The 16,418-nt window shown below is 70.2% G+C and carries 16 protein-coding genes and 2 pseudogenes; 5 read left to right on the forward strand and 13 right to left on the reverse strand.

The window, feature by feature from the left end; genetic code table 11:
* Positions 1 to 11 precede the first annotated feature (11 nt).
* Positions 12 to 869 (reverse strand): substrate-binding periplasmic protein, encoded by an 858-nt coding sequence (locus ACFJIX_RS05385; RefSeq protein ID WP_377158284.1) that lies wholly within the window; start codon positions 867 to 869, stop codon positions 12 to 14.
* Between the two features lie 187 nt (positions 870 to 1,056).
* On the opposite strand from ACFJIX_RS05385, the gene ACFJIX_RS05390 reads away from it, so the two are divergent.
* Together ACFJIX_RS05390 and ACFJIX_RS05395 are read left to right on the forward strand one after the other, a co-directional pair.
* Positions 1,057 to 1,674, forward strand: a complete 618-nt coding sequence (locus ACFJIX_RS05390; protein WP_377158285.1) for a helix-turn-helix domain-containing protein — start codon at positions 1,057 to 1,059, stop codon at positions 1,672 to 1,674.
* A gap of 28 nt (positions 1,675 to 1,702) precedes the next feature.
* A complete protein-coding gene (locus ACFJIX_RS05395) occupies positions 1,703 to 2,422 on the forward strand; it encodes a response regulator (RefSeq protein WP_377158286.1) in 720 nt (239 codons plus the stop codon).
* A 21-nt stretch (positions 2,423 to 2,443) separates the two neighbouring features.
* Here the strand turns inward: ACFJIX_RS05395 and ACFJIX_RS05400 are convergent, their stop codons facing one another.
* Together ACFJIX_RS05400 and hemE are read right to left on the reverse strand one after the other, a co-directional pair.
* Positions 2,444 to 4,558, reverse strand: a complete 2,115-nt coding sequence (locus tag ACFJIX_RS05400; protein ID WP_377158288.1) for a primosomal protein N' — start codon at positions 4,556 to 4,558, stop codon at positions 2,444 to 2,446.
* Positions 4,559 to 4,876: 318 nt separating this feature from the next.
* A complete protein-coding gene (hemE, locus tag ACFJIX_RS05405; RefSeq protein ID WP_377158289.1) occupies positions 4,877 to 5,971 on the reverse strand; it encodes a uroporphyrinogen decarboxylase in 1,095 nt (364 codons plus the stop codon).
* A gap of 172 nt (positions 5,972 to 6,143) precedes the next feature.
* Between hemE and ACFJIX_RS05410 the strand changes: the two are divergent.
* The 3 genes and pseudogenes from ACFJIX_RS05410 to ACFJIX_RS05420 all read left to right on the forward strand — a co-directional run bounded on the left by ACFJIX_RS05410 (position 6,144) and on the right by ACFJIX_RS05420 (position 8,344).
* Positions 6,144 to 6,766: pseudogene (locus ACFJIX_RS05410) on the forward strand (LemA family protein).
* A 124-nt stretch (positions 6,767 to 6,890) separates the two neighbouring features.
* Positions 6,891 to 7,796, forward strand: coding sequence for a TPM domain-containing protein (locus ACFJIX_RS05415; protein WP_377161628.1), 906 nt, complete (start codon positions 6,891 to 6,893; stop codon positions 7,794 to 7,796).
* On the forward strand, positions 7,796 to 8,344 hold the full coding sequence (locus tag ACFJIX_RS05420) for a TPM domain-containing protein (protein ID WP_377158291.1): 549 nt from the start codon (positions 7,796 to 7,798) through the stop codon (positions 8,342 to 8,344). The genes ACFJIX_RS05415 and ACFJIX_RS05420 overlap by 1 nt, the downstream gene beginning before the upstream one ends.
* 3 nt (positions 8,345 to 8,347) lie before the next feature.
* On the opposite strand, the gene ppk2 is transcribed toward ACFJIX_RS05420, so the two are convergent.
* From ppk2 to ACFJIX_RS05470, 10 genes and pseudogenes are all read right to left on the reverse strand, one after another.
* Entirely contained in the window at positions 8,348 to 9,238 is an 891-nt protein-coding gene (gene ppk2 / locus ACFJIX_RS05425) for a polyphosphate kinase 2 (RefSeq protein ID WP_377158293.1), read from the reverse strand.
* 133 nt (positions 9,239 to 9,371) lie between these two features.
* Complete coding sequence (locus tag ACFJIX_RS05430) at positions 9,372 to 10,217, reverse strand: D-hexose-6-phosphate mutarotase (RefSeq protein WP_377158295.1); 846 nt, start codon at positions 10,215 to 10,217, stop codon at positions 9,372 to 9,374.
* Between the two features lie 14 nt (positions 10,218 to 10,231).
* Positions 10,232 to 10,987, reverse strand: a complete 756-nt coding sequence (locus tag ACFJIX_RS05435; protein WP_377158297.1) for a 4'-phosphopantetheinyl transferase family protein — start codon at positions 10,985 to 10,987, stop codon at positions 10,232 to 10,234.
* 29 nt (positions 10,988 to 11,016) lie between these two features.
* Entirely contained in the window at positions 11,017 to 11,619 is a 603-nt protein-coding gene (locus ACFJIX_RS05440) for a hypothetical protein (protein ID WP_377158298.1), read from the reverse strand.
* Between the two features lie 55 nt (positions 11,620 to 11,674).
* On the reverse strand, positions 11,675 to 12,082 hold the full coding sequence (locus ACFJIX_RS05445; RefSeq protein WP_377158300.1) for a hypothetical protein: 408 nt from the start codon (positions 12,080 to 12,082) through the stop codon (positions 11,675 to 11,677).
* Positions 12,083 to 12,095: 13 nt separating this feature from the next.
* Positions 12,096 to 12,566, reverse strand: coding sequence for an excinuclease ATPase subunit (locus ACFJIX_RS05450; protein ID WP_377158302.1), 471 nt, complete (start codon positions 12,564 to 12,566; stop codon positions 12,096 to 12,098).
* Positions 12,567 to 12,621: 55 nt separating this feature from the next.
* Positions 12,622 to 13,851 carry a beta-ketoacyl-ACP synthase gene (locus tag ACFJIX_RS05455; RefSeq protein WP_377158303.1) on the reverse strand — a complete coding sequence of 410 codons (1,230 nt, stop codon included), beginning with the start codon at positions 13,849 to 13,851 and terminating at the stop codon, positions 12,622 to 12,624.
* Positions 13,848 to 14,594 carry a 3-oxoacyl-ACP reductase FabG gene (gene fabG, locus ACFJIX_RS05460; protein ID WP_377158305.1) on the reverse strand — a complete coding sequence of 249 codons (747 nt, stop codon included), beginning with the start codon at positions 14,592 to 14,594 and terminating at the stop codon, positions 13,848 to 13,850. Before fabG ends, ACFJIX_RS05455 begins: the two co-directional genes overlap by 4 nt.
* Positions 14,595 to 14,668: 74 nt before the next feature.
* Positions 14,669 to 15,226: a 3-hydroxylacyl-ACP dehydratase gene (locus ACFJIX_RS05465; RefSeq protein WP_377158307.1), complete on the reverse strand. Its 558-nt coding sequence runs from the start codon at positions 15,224 to 15,226 to the stop codon at positions 14,669 to 14,671.
* Positions 15,219 to 16,416: pseudogene (locus ACFJIX_RS05470) on the reverse strand (beta-ketoacyl-ACP synthase). The gene ACFJIX_RS05465 and the pseudogene ACFJIX_RS05470 overlap by 8 nt, the downstream one beginning before the upstream one ends.
* Between the last annotated feature and the right edge of the window lie 2 nt (positions 16,417 to 16,418).

Consider the following 16,418-nt stretch of genomic DNA (forward strand, 5'->3'; position numbering starts at 1 on the left):
GCGACTCCGCCTCAGGGCACGACGATCGCGCTCAGGCCGTGGCGCTCCGCGGCGGCGCGCAGGCGGCCGTCGCGCTTGATGCGCCCGACGAATTCGTCCAGCCGCGCCAGCCAGACGGCATCGCCGCGCTTGATCGCGTAGGCATACGGCAGGACGTGGAAGGGCTTGGGCGACGCGATCAGCTGCGCCCAGTCGGCGTTGTCCAGCAGCCGGCGGCTGTACGGATAGTCGGTCATGAAGACGTCGGCGCGGCCGGACTCCAGTTCGCGCTCGCGCGTCGCGGGGGGCTGCACCACCAGCAGCGTCGCGCGCTTGAGCGTGTCGCGCATCACCTGCTCCGTCGACGTGCCGGTCTGCACGGCGACCACCACGCCCGGCTGATCGATGTCCTCCCAGCGCTTGACGACGCGGCTCGCGCGACTCGCGATGGCGTAGATGTCGCTCTGCAGATAGGGCTGCGTGAAGGACAGGGCCACCGCCCGCTGCGGCAGCACGGCGACGGCGAACATCGCGACGTCGCAGCGCTCCGCCTCGAGGTCCGGGATCAGGCGCCGGAACGAGGACTCGACGTACCGCAGGCGAACGCCGAGTTCCTTGGCCAGTTCATTGGAAAGATCGATGTCGATGCCGCTGAGCGTCTCGTCGCGCGGATGCCGGTAGGTGATGCCGTAGTAGTCCGGCCAGATGCAGACGCGGAGCACGCCGTGGGCGAGCACGCGTTGCAGCGCCGGGCTGGCGGCGGCGTTGACGGGCGCAGGCGCGGACGCCGGGGCGCTCCATGCGCCCGGCGCCACCGCCACCAGCAGTCCCGCGGCCCAGGTCCGGGTCAGCCGGAGCGTCGCGGTCTGTCCGGTCCATCGCTTCGTCATCGCATCTCCTCGGCTCCGGATTGCACCAGAGTTCGCGCCACTCGACCGCGAGGGATGCCCCCACCCGCCACCGAAGTCACACCCGATATCAGTTTTATCGCTTATAAATGGGGATATTGCCCACCTACAAGTTTGGTTAATTCGGCAAAATCGACTCATGACTGCCATTGCCCGTACACCTGACGACATGCAAGAGGATTTCAGCACGCGCGAAGTGGCGCAGCGCCTCGGCATGGCCGTCCGATCGGTGCAGCTGATGGTCGACCGCGGCGAGCTCCAGGCCTGGCGCACGCCGGGCGGGCACCGCCGGATCCTGCGTGCGTCGCTGGACGCGTGGCTGACCGGCCGCGGCCTGGCGCCGACCAAGCCGGCCGACCTGTCGCCCGCCGACGGCGCCCCGCAGCGCCTGAAGGCGCTGCTGATCGAGGACTCGGTCCACTACCAGAACCTCGTCATGCTGCTGGCGCAGCAGGAGTTCCCCGACCTGGACCTGCACACGGCCAACGACGGCATCGGCGGTCTGGTCATGTACGGGCAGCTGCAGCCCGAGATCCTGCTGGTCGACATCCTGCTGCCCGGCATCGACGGCGCGGCGCTGGTGACCAGCCTGCGCTCGCAGCCGCAGTTCGCCAGCAGCGAACTGATCTTCGTCACCGCGCTCGACGAGCAGCAGCGCGCGCCCTACGCATTCGCGCTGGCCGGCCTGCCGCTGGTGCACAAGCCCCGGCTCGTGACCGATCTGCCGCCGCTGCTCGGCGCCGCCATCCAGCGCATCCAGGCCCGTCAGCCGCAGTTCGCCGGTTGAAGCCGGTCGACCTCGGCGGGTTTTGATCATGGCGTCCCGCGTCCGGGTCCTCCTGGTAGAGGACGACACCACCCTGCAACGCTTCGTCTCCATGGCCCTGGAGGATGACGAGGTGCGCCTGCAGGCCTGCATCTCCGTCGACGAGGCGCTGCTCGCGCTCGCGACCCAGAGCTTCGACCTGGTCATCAGCGACCTGATGCTGCCGGGACGGCACGGCCTGGACCTGCTGCAGACGCTCAAACAACGGCCCGAGCTGCGCGGCACGGCGCGGCTGGCCGTGTTCAGCGCCGGACTCAACCCGGCCGTGCGCGAACAGCTGGAGGCGCTCGGCGTGACGCGTTTCCTGTCCAAGCCCTGCTCGCTGGGGGATCTGCAATCCTGCCTGGACGGCCTGCGCGATGTGCCGCCGCCCGCGGCGATGCCGTCGATCCACCAGGCCGCCATCGAACAGTACTTCGGCGGCAACGCCGCGCTGTACCAGGCCTTCCTCGCGCGCTGCCGGATGCAGTTCCCGCTCGACATCGCCAACGGGCGCCTCGCCTGCGAACGCGGCGAACACGTCAAGCTGCGCCATCTCGCGCACAGCCTCAAGAGCGTGCTGCTGACGCTGGGGCATGCCGAGGCGGCCGAGGTCGCGAGGCAGCTGGAGCTCGATGCCGAAGAGGCCGCGACGGGCTCCGAGGACGCCCTGGCCGCCGCGCGCGCCGCCTGGCCGGTGCTGGAAGAAGCGCTCTCGCGCCTGCTCTGAATCCGCGGCGACCGGGCTTCCCTAGATCGCCAACGGATCCACGTCCACCGCCCACCGCGTCAGGCCCTTCTGACGCCGCTTGAGCGCGTGCAGCTCGGGCAGCCAGGCGCGCAGGAAACGTTGGAGCTGCGCGCGGTTGCCGGCTTCGATCAGCATCTGGAAGCGCTCGCTGTCGGCCACGCGCGCGATGGCCATCGGCACCGGCGGATAGAGCAGCAGGCCCAGCGACAAGGGCAGCGCCTGCGCCGCCTCCTGCGCGGCGGTGAGGAAATCGCGCGCGGCCTCGACGCTGCGCCCTTCCGCCCGTACCAGCGCCAGATGCGCGAACGGCGGCAGGTTCGCCGTCATCCGCTCATGCAGCTGGCTGCCGGCGAAGGCCTCGTAATCGTGCTTCTGCAGCGACTGGTAGAGCGCGTGCTCGGGATACCAGGTCTGGATCCACATCTCGCTCGCGGCCGCCTGCGCGGCGTCGCGCCCCGCGCGGCCGCCCGCCTGCATCAGCAGCGAGAAGAGCCGCTCCGGCGCGCGGAAGTCGCTGCTGAACAGCGCGCCGTCCGGGTTCACGGCGGCCACCAGCGTGATGCGGCGGAAGTCGTGGCCCTTGGCGACCATCTGCGTGCCGACGAGGATGTCGACCTCGCCGTCATGCACCGCGGCCAGCTGCGTTTCCAGGCTGCCCTTGAGCCGGGTCGTGTCCGCGTCGATGCGCGCCACCCGCGCGCCGGGCAGCGCCAGCGCGAGCTGCTCCTCCAGCCGCTCCGTGCCGCGCCCCAGCGGGGCGATGTCCGGGTTGCCGCAGGACGGGCAGGCGCGCGGCACGCGCGTCGTCACGCCGCAGTGGTGGCAGCGCAGCGTCCTGTCCTCCTTGTGGAAGACCTGGTGCGCGCTGCAATGCGGGCAGTCGCTCTTCCAGTTGCACTGGTCGCAGTGCAGCACCGGCGCGTAGCCGCGGCGGTTCAGGAACACGAGGCTCTGCTCGCCACGCTCCAGCCGCTTGCGCATCGCGTCCAGCAGCGGCACCGACAGCGCCGTCGTCACGCCCTTCTTGCGTTCGAGCCGGTTCATGTCGAAGAGCCGGACGCGCGGCAGCGCGCCGCCGCCGATGCGCTCGGTGAGATCGATGCGCCGATAACGGCCGCCCAGCGCGTGCTGCCAGCTTTCCAGCGACGGCGTCGCCGAGCCGAGCACCACGGGCACCTTCTCCAGATGGCCGCGATAGACGGCCAGATCTCGCGCGGAGTAGCGTGCACCGTCCTGCTGCTTGTAGGAGGGGTCGTGCTCCTCGTCGACGACGATCAAGCCCAGCCGCGGCATCGACGCGAACACCGCCAGCCGCGTGCCCAGCACCAGTTGCGCGCGCCCCAAGTGCGCCGCGAGCCAGTTGCGCAGGCGCTGCGCCGGCGTCAGCGCGCTGTGCAGCGACACGATCGAACGACCCGCGAAGCGCTCGGCGAAACGTGCCTCGAGCTGCGGCGTCAGATTGATCTCAGGCACCAGCACGAGGACCTGCTGCCCGCGTTCCAGCGCGGCTTCGGCGGCGCGCAGGTAGATCTCGGTCTTGCCGCTGCCGGTCAGTCCCCACAGCAGCGCGGGCGGTGGGGCGTCGCGGCCGGCCAGCTCGGCCAGCGCGTCCAGGGCCGCCTGCTGCTGCGCGGTCAGCGCCGGGCGCTCCGGCGAGGCCGGCGACCCGTCCTGCACTTCGGCCACGGCCTTCGCCGCTGCCGCATCGGCCTTGTCGAGCTTCTTCAGCCGCGCCTGCAGCTGCTTCGCGTCGAGGTCCCGCAGTTGCGGCGGGAGCACCGCCAGCGCCAGCTCGCCGACGCTGCGCTGGTAGTACTGCGCCGCGAAGTCGAGCAGCCGGCGCCAACGATCGGACAAGGGCGGCAACGCATCGAGGGCCTCGCCCACCGGCCGCAACTCCGACTCGGGCAGTTGCTCTTCCTCGGGCAAGTCCTGGCCCTCGGGCAGGTCGTCCCACACCAGCCCCATCACGTTGCGGCGGCCCAGCGTCACATGCACCAGGGTGCCGGGGGTCAAGTCTTGCGGGCCGAGGTAATCCAGCGGCCCGGTCAGCCCGCTGTGCTGCGGCGCCTCCACGGCCACCCGCACGCGGCGCAGGGGCGGACTCTCGCTCATCGGCCCGGCCCCCGGCGCCGGATATCACCGCTCGCGCCGTCCCCTCCGGCCTCCACCGGCCATGAGGAAAACGCGCCAAGTGCCTGATTTCCAAAGGTGTTCACAACGGGGTCGAAAGCCTGTGGATAACTTTGTGGGAAACGCGCTGGCTTTTCTGGGGCCGCCAGGATTGGCGCCGCGGCGCCTCTCGGGCGTCAAATTCCGGGGAAACGCGGACACCCCTTTGAAATCAACGACTTACGCGCCCATCGGGGAAAGCCCTAGCTCCGATGCCACGCATGTGCTGCGTTTCGGTGACATGCACGAATTTGGGGATAACTACGCCGTGCCCTTGCGCAGTTTGCGCGAATGCTTATGCACTTCGTCGACCAGTTCGGCGACGCTTTCCGGCGGCGTGAACTGGCTGATGCCGTGGCCCAGGTTGAACACGTGTCCGCCCCAGCCGCCGTCCGCGCGCTGCGGCGCGCCGAAGCTGTCGAGCACCGCGCGCGCCTGCTCGCGCACCGCGGCCGGCGGCGCGAACAGGACGTTCGGATCGAGGTTGCCTTGCAGCGCGACGCGGTCCTGCACCTGCGCCCGCGCGCGGCCGAGGTTGACCGTCCAGTCCAGGCCGACGACGTCGGCGCCGGCCGTGGCGATCTCGTCCAGCCACAGCCCGCCGCCCTTGGTGAACAGCAGCTTGGGGATGCGGCGGCCGTCGTGTTCGCCCTTGAGCTGCGACAGCACGCGGCGCGAATACGCCAGGCTGAACTGCTGGAACTGGCCGTCGGCCAGCACGCCGCCCCAGGAATCGAACACCATCACCGCCTGGGCGCCGGCCTCGATCTGCGCGTTCAGGTAGGCGGCGACCGCATCGGCGTTGATCGACAGGATGCGGTGCATCAGGTCGGGACGCGCGTACATCAGGCTCTTGACGTGGCGGTAGTCGTCGGAGCCGCCGCCCTCGACCATGTAGCAGGCCAGCGTCCACGGGCTGCCGGAGAAACCGATCAGCGGCACGCGGCCGTTCAGCGCGGTCCGGATCGAGGTCACCGCGTCGAAGACGTAGCGCAGCTTGCCCATGTCCGGCACGGCCAGCGCGTTCACGGCGGCCTCGTCGCGGACGACCTTCTCGAACTTCGGACCCTCGCCCTGCGCGAACGACAGACCCAGGCCCATCGCGTCCGGCACGGTCAGGATGTCGCTGAACAGGATCGCCGCGTCCAGCGGATAGCGCTCCAGCGGCTGGAGGGTGACCTCGGTCGCATAGTCCCTGTTGGTGGCCAGCCCCATGAAGCTGCCCGCCTTGGCACGCGTGTCGCGGTACTCGGGCAGGTAGCGGCCCGCCTGACGCATCAGCCAGACGGGGGTGTACTCGGTGGGTTCGCGCAGGCAGGCGCGCAGGAAGACGTCGTTCTGAAGGGGGGCGCTCATGGGGAGGGGATTATGCTCGGGCCCCCGCTCTTGAATTCCGGGACCCGGCACACGATATGCCGCTGCGCACTAGGAGGATCCGCTGATGACTTCGACCCTGTCCCGCCCATTCAACGCCATTCGCTCGTCGCTTCGCGCCACCGCGGCCGCCGCGCTGATCGTGGGCGCGCCGATGGCGCTCACCGGCTGCGGCTACAACGAGTTCCAGAGCCTGGACGAGCAGGTCAACGCCAGCTGGTCCGAGGTGCTCAGCCAGTACCAGCGCCGCAGCGACCTGATCCCCAACATCGTCAACACGGTGAAGGGCGAAGCCAGCTTCGAGCAGGACACGCTGACCAAGGTCGTCGAGGCGCGCGCCAAGGCCACCAGCATCCAGGTCACGCCCGAACTGGCGCGGGACCCCGCCGCGCTGCAGAAGTTCCAGGCCGCGCAGGGCGAGCTCTCCGGCGCGCTGAGCCGGCTGATGGTCGTCAGCGAACGCTACCCGCAGCTGCAGGCCAACCAGGGCTTCCGCGACCTGCGCGTCCAGCTTGAGGGCACGGAGAACCGCATCACCGTTGCACGCAACCGTTACATCAAGTCGGTGCAGGAATACAACGTGCTGACCCGCCGCTTCCCGACCAACCTGACGGCGAAGGTCTTCGGCTACGACACCAAGCCCAACTTCACCGTGCAGAACGAGGCGGCGATCTCCGCGCCGCCGACGGTGGCTTCGACAAGCCGGCTACGCCCGCCACCCCGCCGGCGACGACAACGCCGGCCCCGGCCCCGGCGGCCTCGCCCGCGTCGAACTGAGGCCCCGCGCATGCGGGCGGCCTCGCTCCCGTTGCCGCACCGGCGGCTGTCGTCGCATCACTTGTCGCGACACGTGTGGCGGTTGCTGGCGCTGGTCTTCTTCGGCCTGCTGATGAGTGTCGGCATGCTGCCGCGCGCGCGGGCGCAGGACGTCCAGCCGATACCGCCGCTCAGCGGCCGCGTCATCGACCAGACCGGGACGCTGAGCACCGCGCAGCGCGAGGCGCTCGACGCGAAGCTGGCCGCCTTCGAGCGCGAGGCCGGCCCGCAGATCGTGGTGCTGATGGTGCGCACCACCGCGCCGGAGGACATCGCCGCGTTCGCGCAGCGCCTCGGCGACCAGTGGAAGATCGGCCGCCGCGACGTCGGCGACGGGCTGCTGGTCATCGTCGCGAAGGATGACCGGCGCATCAACATCCAGACGGCCAAGGCGCTCGAGGGCGCGGTGCCCGACCTCGCCGCCCGGCAGATCATCGAGCGCGACATCACGCCCGCGTTCAAGGCCGGCGACTACGCCGGGGGACTGAACCGCGCGATCGACTCGCTGCAGGCGCGCATCCGCGGCGAGCACCTGCCGGCGCCGACGCCGCGGTCATCGAAGTCCGGCGGCGGCCACAACATCGACATCGGCGAGATCGCGATGATCGCCTTCCTCGCCGTGCCGCTGGTGGGCGCGGTGCTGACCTCGATCTTCGGCCGCAAGATCGGCAGCCTGTTCACCGGCGTCGGCGCGGGCGCCGTCGGCTGGGGCCTGAGCAACAGCCTGCTGCTGGGTGCCGGCGCGGCGGTCGCGTCGCTGATCCTGGTCGGCGTGCTCGGCATCGGCGCGGCGCGACGGCGCAGCGCGAGTCCTTCCTACAGTGGTTACCGGCGCAGCGCCCATGGGTCCGGGGGCATCTCGCCGCCGATCATCTGGGGCGGCGGTGGTGGCGACGGCGGCGGCAGTTGGGGTGGCGGCAGCGACGGCGGCGGCTTCTCGTCCGGCGGCGGCGGCGACTTCGGCGGCGGCGGCGCTTCGGGAGACTGGTGATGGACCGACCCACCGATCACGACGTCCGCCACGCCGGCGACACGAGCCGGCTGGGGCGCTTCTTCCGCCACCGCTTCTGGGACGAGGCCGACGTGCGGCGCGTGCTGCCGGCCGCGGCGCTGGCGCGCCTGTCCGCGCGGGTCACCGAGAGCGAGCTGAGCCACGCCGGCGAGATCCGCCTGTGCGTGGAAGCCAGCCTGCCGATCAGCTACCTGTGGCGCGGCCTGACGGCGCGACAGCGCGCGCTGGCGCTGTTCGGCAAGCTGCGCGTCTGGGACACCGAGCACAACAACGGCGTGCTCATCTATCTGCTGCTCGCGGAGCACGCGATCGAGATCGTCGCGGACCGCGGCTTGAACCGGCGCGTCAGCGCGGCGCAATGGCAGCCCATCGTCGACGGGCTGCGGGAGTCGCTGCGCGGCGGTCAGTTCGAGCAGGGGCTGGTGGAAGCGATCCGTGCCGTCGAGGCGCTGCTGGCGCAGCACTTCCCGCCCGAAGCCGGCGCGGTGCCGCGCAACGAGCTGCCGGACGCGGTCGTCGTGCTCTGAGATTCAAAGGCTCTTGATCGGCTTGAGCTTCCAGCCGAAGCGCTCTTCCTTCAGACCGCCCTTCACCGGCGGGAACTTCAGTTCCTTCGCCGGCACGGTGACGTCCGGCAGATGGTCCAGCAGATGGCGGATCACGGTCAGACGGCCGCGGCGTTGATCGTTGAAGTCGACCAGCGTCCAGGGCGCCTGCTTCGTGTGCGTGTGTTCGAGCATGCGGTCGCGCGCGCGGCCGTAGTCCTCGTAATGCTGTCGCGCCTCAAGGTCGATCGGCGAGAGCTTCCACTGCTTCAGCGGATCCTCGGCGCGCTCGGCGAAGCGCTCTTCCTGCTGCTGCTGATCGACCGTCAGCCAGTACTTGAACAGCAGCACGCCGTCGTCGACGAGCAGCCGCTCCAGCACCGGCGCCTGCTTCAGGAAGTCCTCCGTCTGCTGCGGCGTGCAGAAGCCCATCACCGCCTCGACGCCGGCGCGGTTGTACCAGCTGCGGTCGAAGAGCACGATCTCCCCCGCCGACGGCAGGTGCGTCAGGTAACGCTGGAAGTACCACTCGCCCTGCTCGCGCTCGCTGGGTTTGCCCAGCGCGACGGTGCGGCACTGGCGCGGACTCAGCGTCTCGGAGATCGCACTGATGACGCCGCCCTTCCCGGCAGTGTCGCGGCCCTCGACGATGATCAGCAGCCGCTTGCGCGTGTGCTGCAGCCAGCGCGCGAGGTTGTTGAGCTCGACCTGCATCGGCTGCAGGCGGTCCAGGTAGTCCGACTTCGACAGCTTGCCGTTCTTGCCGCTGCCCTTGTCGTTGCCGCCCTTGTCGCTGCTGCCTTTGTCGTTGCCGCTCTTGGCGCTGCTCCTGTCGTCGCTGCGCTTGCCACCGCTCTTGGACTTCTTGTCGGCCATGCTGTCTCCGTGCCGTGAAGGACGGGCCAGCTTACCGCGCATCACCGCCGACGCGGAGGTGGCGCCGCAGCTGCCGTGCTGCTGCTGCTGCTGCTGCTGCTGCGCTGCTAAGGCGATGCGCCGATGCGGCGGATCAGAGCAGTTCGAGCGTCTGCATCCCCGCCCAGGTCTCGCCCGGCGGCAGCTCGATCGGCTTGAGCACCTGCGCGGCCTCGACGCACAGCATCTGCTTCCAGCCGCCCTCGGGCATGTCGGCGAGCGCGTCGCCCTTCTCCTGGCCGGGATTCCAGATCACGGCGTCGGTGAAGCCCTGCTGGCGGATCGCCACGCGGCGGTCGCCGTCGCGCAGGGTCAGGTCGTGCCGGGCGTCCTGGTAGATGCGATCCATCTCGCCGTCCAGACGCAGCAGGTCTTCGTGCTGGGTGCCCGCGCGTTCGGCGGCGGAGTCCCAATACGCCAGACCCGACAGACCCTGCACCGAGGCCGACATGATCTGCGTCAGCCGCAGGTAGGTGTGCAGCGCGGCGGTGAAGGACAGCGGGGCGTCGCCCTTGTTCTCGCAGGCGAGCTCGATCTGCAGCGCGCGGCCGGCGATGCGGATGCTGATCTCGGCCTCGAAGGCGTGCGGCCAGACCATGCGGGTGGCGTTGTCGTCGCTCAGGCGCAGGACGGCGAGCGCGTCTTCCTTGCCCGACTCGGCGCTGACCAGCTGCCAGGGCTTGCCGCGCGCGAAGCCGTGGCGCTGCAGCGGGCCGCGGGTCGCGAACTGCGGAAAGATCACCGGCACGCCGCCGCGGATCGCCTGGCCGGTGGCGAAGGCGCTCTTCGGCGACAGGAAGAGCTGCTCATCGGCGCCGGCGGGCACCCACGACACCAGATGGGCGCCGTGCAGCAGCAGCGTCGCGCGGGCGCCGCCGGGGGCGCGGAGTTCAAGGGCTTCGAGGCCCTGGTGACGGGTGATGGCGATCGGGGTGGACATGGGCGACAACAACTTCAGGCGGAGGGCCGCGATTCTAGGAGTTGCCAGCGCAGCGGTTCGCCGGCCATCTCCTCGGGAAGGTCATGCGGGCGCAGACCGCGCCCCGGGAGAGCGCCCTCCACGACGACGGCGAGCATCAGGCCGAGGCCTTCCATGCGGGCGCAGGCGCAGTCCGCGCGCCGCGCGTCGACGTCGACATGGGCATCAGCGTTGGGATCGACAGTGGGATCGGCATCGGCCGACACGCCGGTGTCGTCGATCGGTTGGAATTCGAGGGCGCGCATCTGCGCGAAGTCGAGTCCGCGTCCCCGGCACTTCAGCCACGCTTCCTTGAGCGTCCACCAGCCGTAGAACACCGCGAGTGCATCGCCGTCGCGGCCGAGGGTCCGCAGCCGCTCGATCTCCGCGCATTGCGCCTCGCCGTGCACCTGCCGCGACAACGCGAGCAGGTCGCCGCGACGTGGTCGCAGCACTTCGATGTCGACGCCGATCGGCAGCGCGCAAGCGCCGGCGAACAGCCAGTCGCCGCTGTGGGAGAGATTGATGTGCCCGGACGGCAGCGTGCTGCGTCCGTCGGCATCGATATCGGGAGGAACAGTCGTCAGTTGCCGCAGCAGCCGACGTCCTTCGACGAAGCGCTCCCGCGCGTCGTCGTTGCGGCGTCCCGCGAGCCGGGCGCGCTCGCCCGGCAGCAGGTCTTCGGGCGACAACGGCGGACCGGACAGACCGGTCCGCGTCGTCAGCGCCAGGCGAAGGAACGGCGGCGACACGCGACTTTGATCGCCTGCCGCCATCCTCGTCACTTGGCGGTGGCAGTGGCGGGAGCCAGCGCCTTGTCGTCCGCGCCGGTCGGGCCGCCCTTGGCGACGCTGTAGTTCGCCAGCACGTAGCCGCTGGCCAGGTTGGCGACGCGGGTCAGCATGATGTTGTCATGCACGCCCATCACGAAGCCAGCGGCCATGGCGTCGGCGCGCTGGAAGAACTCCGGCGTCGCGACCACGCGGCCCTTGTCGTCGATGATGCGCAGACGCAGCAGCACGCCCGAGCTGCCGGCCAGCGGTCCCAGCAGGATGCGCTTGGCGCCGTGCGTGAACTGCAGCTGCTCGAGCACTGGCAGGATGGTCAGCTTGCGGCCGTTGTCCGGGCCGGCGTTCCACTCGGGCAGCGCGGTGGACAGATCCTTGGTCAGGTTCTCCTGGATCTTGGCCACGCCCGCCGGGCTGGCCTTGATGCCGTCCGCCACGCGCAGCGGCTGCACTTCGATGCGGCCGAAGGCCTTGAAGGCTTCCGTGGGCGGCGGGTTGTCGAGCGCGGTGGCCTTGACCCGGGTGGCGCAGCCCTGCAGGGCGGCAAGGCCCATCAGGCCGGCGATCGCGAAGACGCGAAGGAAATGACGACGCATGGAGAACTCCCTGAAAAGTCGTTGTTGTGGTTGAGAAAAGGAAAACGGCGCGCGCTCAACGGCGCGCCGCGGCTTGGATGTCCTTGGTCAGGGACGGCAGCCACTTGTTGTAGTTGGGATGGATCTGAGGAACACCGTCCTTGACTTCATAGCCCAGCTCGCGGCTGGACACGTAGCTCATCTGCAGGCTGTCCGCGTCATAGGCCACGGCGATGACGCACTCGATGCGGCCGTTGTCCTTCGTGTAGACGAGCTCGATCCGACCGGGCTCTTCCTTGCCAGGCCGCCAGCCGCGCTTGGCGCTGCCCTCGACGATGGACTTCCTCATGAGTTCGACCCCGGGCGTCCGGCCGTCGATGTTGGTGATGGTGGTCCGCCCGGGTTCCACCATCGGCACGGAATCGCGCGCCTGCGACAGCGTGGTGGCCGCGATCAGCGCGGCGGCAATCAGGAAACGCTTCATGTCGACCCTCCGATCAGTTGGCAACCTTGGCGTATGTGCCCTTGAGCGCGACGCCGATGATCACGCCGCCGGCATGGCATTCGAAGGTGGTGTCGCTGCGGGTCTCGTTCTTCTTGTAGTAGCTGACCATGTCGACCACGGCGTTGGCGCCTTGGCGTTTGGCGCTGTTCTGGAACTGGATCAGCGCGCTCAGGGCGGCCCACTTGCAGCCGAACTCGTCGGACTTGCCGATGCCATTGGTCTTCTGGTTGGAGCTGTCCGACCCCATGCGCTTCTCGACGCGAGGCGTCTTGGCGCCGGCCAGGAAGAACTTGACCGAACCGTCGAGCTTGCCTTCGGCTTCCGGCATGGCGAGCACGTCGGCCAGCGGGATGTTCAGCACCGTGTCGCGCGCCTGCGCGGCACCGGCGGCCAGGCCCAGCGCGGCGACGCCGACGGCCAGCGAGCGCTTCATGACGAGGGCGTACTTGTTCTTCGTGGTCATGGATTCCCTTTCTTGAGGACGGTGGTGAGGGGGGCGGGTTCCGCAATCGCGGCCCTCAGATCCGGCGGAAGATCAGCGACGTGTTGATGCCGCCGAACGCGAAGTTGTTGCTCATCACGAGGTCGGTCTGCAGCGCGCGGCCGTCGCCGGTCACGTAGTCCAGCTCGCCGCAGCGCGGGTCGACCTCGGTCAGGTTGAGCGTCGGGGCGAACCAGCCCTCGCGCATCATCTCGATGGTCATCCACGCTTCGAGCGCGCCGCACGCGCCCAGCGTGTGGCCCATGTAGCTCTTCAGCGAGGAGATCGCGACCTTCGGCCCGAACACCTCGTTCGTCGCGCGCGACTCGGCCACGTCGCCGTGCTCGGTGGCGGTGCCGTGCGCATTGACGTAGGGGATCGCGGCCGCATCGAGGCCGGCGCTCTCCAGCGCCAGGCGCATCGCCTGCGCCATCGTCGGCGCGTTGGGCTGCGTGACGTGGCAGCCGTCGCTGTTGGTGCCGAAGCCGATCACCTCGGCCAGCATCGTCGCGCCGCGCGCCTTGGCGTGCTCGTAGTCCTCCAGCACGAAGGTGCAGGCGCCCTCGCCCAGCACCAGGCCGTCGCGATGGACGTCGAACGGGCGCGGCGTCAGCGACGGGCTGTCGTTGTGCTTGACGCTGGTGGCGAACAGCGTGTCGAAGACCGCCGCCTCGGTGGCGTCGAGTTCCTCCGCGCCGCCGGCCAGCATCGCGACCTGCTGGCCGCTGCGCACCATCTCGTAGGCGTAGCCCAGGCCCTGGCTGCCCGACGTGCAGGCGCTGCTGGTCGTGACGACGCGGCCGGTCAGGCCGAAGGTGACGCCGATGTTCACCGGCGCCGTGTGCGACATCATCTTGATGTAGGTCGTGGCGTTGATGCCCTCGGTGCTCTTCTCCAGCAGCATGCGGCCGAAGTCGCCGATGGCCTTGGGCGTCCCGGCGGACGAGCCATAGGACACGCCGACCTTGCCGCCCTTGAGCACCGGATCGCCGAGCAGACCGGCCTGCTCCAGCGCCATCTCGCTGGCACGCACCGCCATCAGCGCGACGCGGCCCATGCTGCGCGTGGTCTTGCGGTTGTAGCGGACCGGGTCCAGGTGGAAGGGCGCGGCGGGCACGCCGACGCGGGTGTTCAGGCCCTCGTACTCGTCCCACTCGTCGATGTGCTGAACGGCATTGCGGCGGCTGCGCAGGTGGGCCAGCACCGAGGCCCAATCGCAGCCCAACGGGCTGATCGCCCCAATGCCCGTGACGACGACGCGCCTCATCCCACCATTCCTCCGTTGACCGAGATCACCTGTCGGGTGATGTAGGCCGCGTCCTTGCCCATCAGGAAGGCCACCGTGGCGGCCACCTCCTCCGGTGTCCCGACGCGTTGCGCCGGGATCAGCTTCATCGCTTCCTCGAGGACCCGCTCGTCCACCATCTCGGTGGCGATCAGGCCGGGCGCGACGCAGTTCACCGTGATCTGCCGGCTGGCCAATTCGACCGCCAGCGCTTTTGTGGCGCCGATGATACCGGCCTTGCTGGCGCTGTAATTGACCTGACCCCGGTTGCCCATGACACCCGACACGGAAGCCAGCGTCACGATGCGACCCGGCTTGCGGCGGCGCACCAGCGGCATCGTCAGCGGGTGCAGCACGTTGTAGAACGCATCCAGGTTGGTGTGGATGACCTGGTCCCAGTCCTCGCCGCTGAGCGCCGGGAAGGCGCCGTCCCGGGCGATGCCGGCGTTGCAGACGACGCCGTAGTAGCAGCCGTGCGCCTCGACATCGGCCAGCAGCGCGGTCGACGCGGCCTCGCGGTCCGCGACGTCGAACTGCAGCACGCGGGCCTGGCGGCCCAGGGCCGTGATCTCGGCGGCGACGGCGTCGGCTTCCTCGACGCGGCTGCGGCAATGCACCACCACGTCGTAGCCGTCGCGCGCCAGGCGCAGCGCCACCGCGCGCCCGATGCCCCGGCTGGAGCCGGTCACCAGGACGGTGTCGTTGGAATCGTTGTTGTTCTTCATGGAGCGGGGTAAGCGTTCTTCTTTGGAATTCTCGTCGGGCGGGCGAGACCTCTTCGGACCTCGTCACGCCATTTTCATGGCGCCATGCCGGCCAGGAAAGCCGCCGGATCAGGCGGCCCGAACACGGTGAGCTGGGCCTGGGCCAGCGGCGGCGCCTCCGGCGAATGCGGCGCATCGCCGGCGAGGTGCACCACGCAGGCGAACTGGCCCAGTCCGTTGTCGGCCTGGAACTCGCGCGCGATCTCGATGCGCAGCGTCTCGCCGGCCTCGAAGCGGGCGCGCGTGCTGCGGTACTTGCGGCAACCGAGCAGCAAACCGATGCGCGGCGCCTCGCCCTGGGCGCGGCCCTGCACACCGGCCCACGCGGCCACGGCCTGCGCCATCAGCTCGATGCCGATCCAGCCGCCGATGCCGGTGCCCTCGCCCTGGCTGTCGTGAAAGAGCTGGTCGCCGTCGAGCACCGCCTCGGCCACCAGACGGTCGCCCTCGCAGGCCAGCACGCGCGTCAGCAGGCTCATGCGACCGGCGTGCGGCACCAGCTCGGCGGCCGGCATCGGGAACACGAGGTCGAAGGCGGCGTCAGACGGATTCGACGGGTTCGACGGGTTCGACGGGTTCATCGGCTCAGACATCGTGTCGGCTCAGGATCAGCGCGGCATTGCTGCCGCCGAAGGCGAAGGAGTTGCTCAGCACGTGACGCGGCGGACGGCCCAGGCGCTCGCCCGGCACGGCGAGCCGGATCGCGGGCAGCGCCGGATCGCGGCGGCCATCCCACCAGTGTGGCGCGAGGCGGCCGTCCGGGTTGTCGCGCAGGTGTATCCAGGCGATCGCGGCCTCCAGCGCGCCGGCGGCGCCGAGCGTGTGGCCGGTCAGCGGCTTGGTCGAGCTGCACGGCAAATCGAGCCCGAACAGCGCCTCGACCGCGCGGCTCTCCATCGCATCGTTCTGCGGCGTGGCCGTGCCGTGGAGGTTGAGGTAATCGATGTCGGACGGCGCCAGTCCGGCCTGCGTCAGCGCGGCGCGCATGGCCGCCAGCGCACCGGTGCCGCCCGGTTCGGGCGCCGAGATGTGATGCGCGTCCGAGGTCTCGCCCCAGCCGGCGAGTCGCACCGGGCCGGGCTCGCGCGTCATCAGGAACAGGGCGGCGGCCTCGCCGATGTTGATGCCCTCGCGGCCTTCGCTCATCGGGTTGCAGCGTGCCTCGGCGACCGAGTCCAAGGCCGCGAAGCCGGCGACGGTGAAGCGGCACAGCGAGTCCGCGCCACCGCAGACGACCGCGTCGCAGAGGCCGGCGCGCAACAGCCGCGCGGCGCTCGCGAGCGCCTTGGCACTGGACGAGCAGGCGGTCGAGATCACGTGCCGCGGACCCGCGGCGCCGAGCTCGCGCGCGAGCATCAGCGCAGGCGCGCCGATCTCCTGCTGACCGACGTGGAAGGACTCGGGGAGTCGAGACCCATCGCCACCGGCCTGCGCCGCGGCGTTCCAGGCCGCCTCGGCCTCGCCGACGCCGGATGTACTGGTCCCCCAGCACCACGCCGATGCGACCGGCACCGAAGCGCGCGATCGCGGCGTCCACGGCCGGCCGGATCTGCGCGAGCGCCTCCAGCAGCAGCGCGTTGTTGCGGCTGCGCTCGGCGAGCGGCCGCGCAGCGACGGGCGGCAGCGCGGCGTTCACCGCGCCGAGGTGCAGCGTGCGCCCGGGCCAGATCGCCTCGTTCGGCGCGACGCCGCCCGGCGCGTCCGCGAAGACGCCCGCGCGCAGCGCGTCCACGCCGCTGCCCAATGCGCAGACGACGCCCAGTTCATGCAGATAGGCGGCCACGC

Source organism: Roseateles sp. UC29_93, from assembly GCF_042695725.1.
Classification (GTDB): Bacteria; Pseudomonadota; Gammaproteobacteria; order Burkholderiales; family Burkholderiaceae_C; genus Roseateles; species Roseateles noduli_A.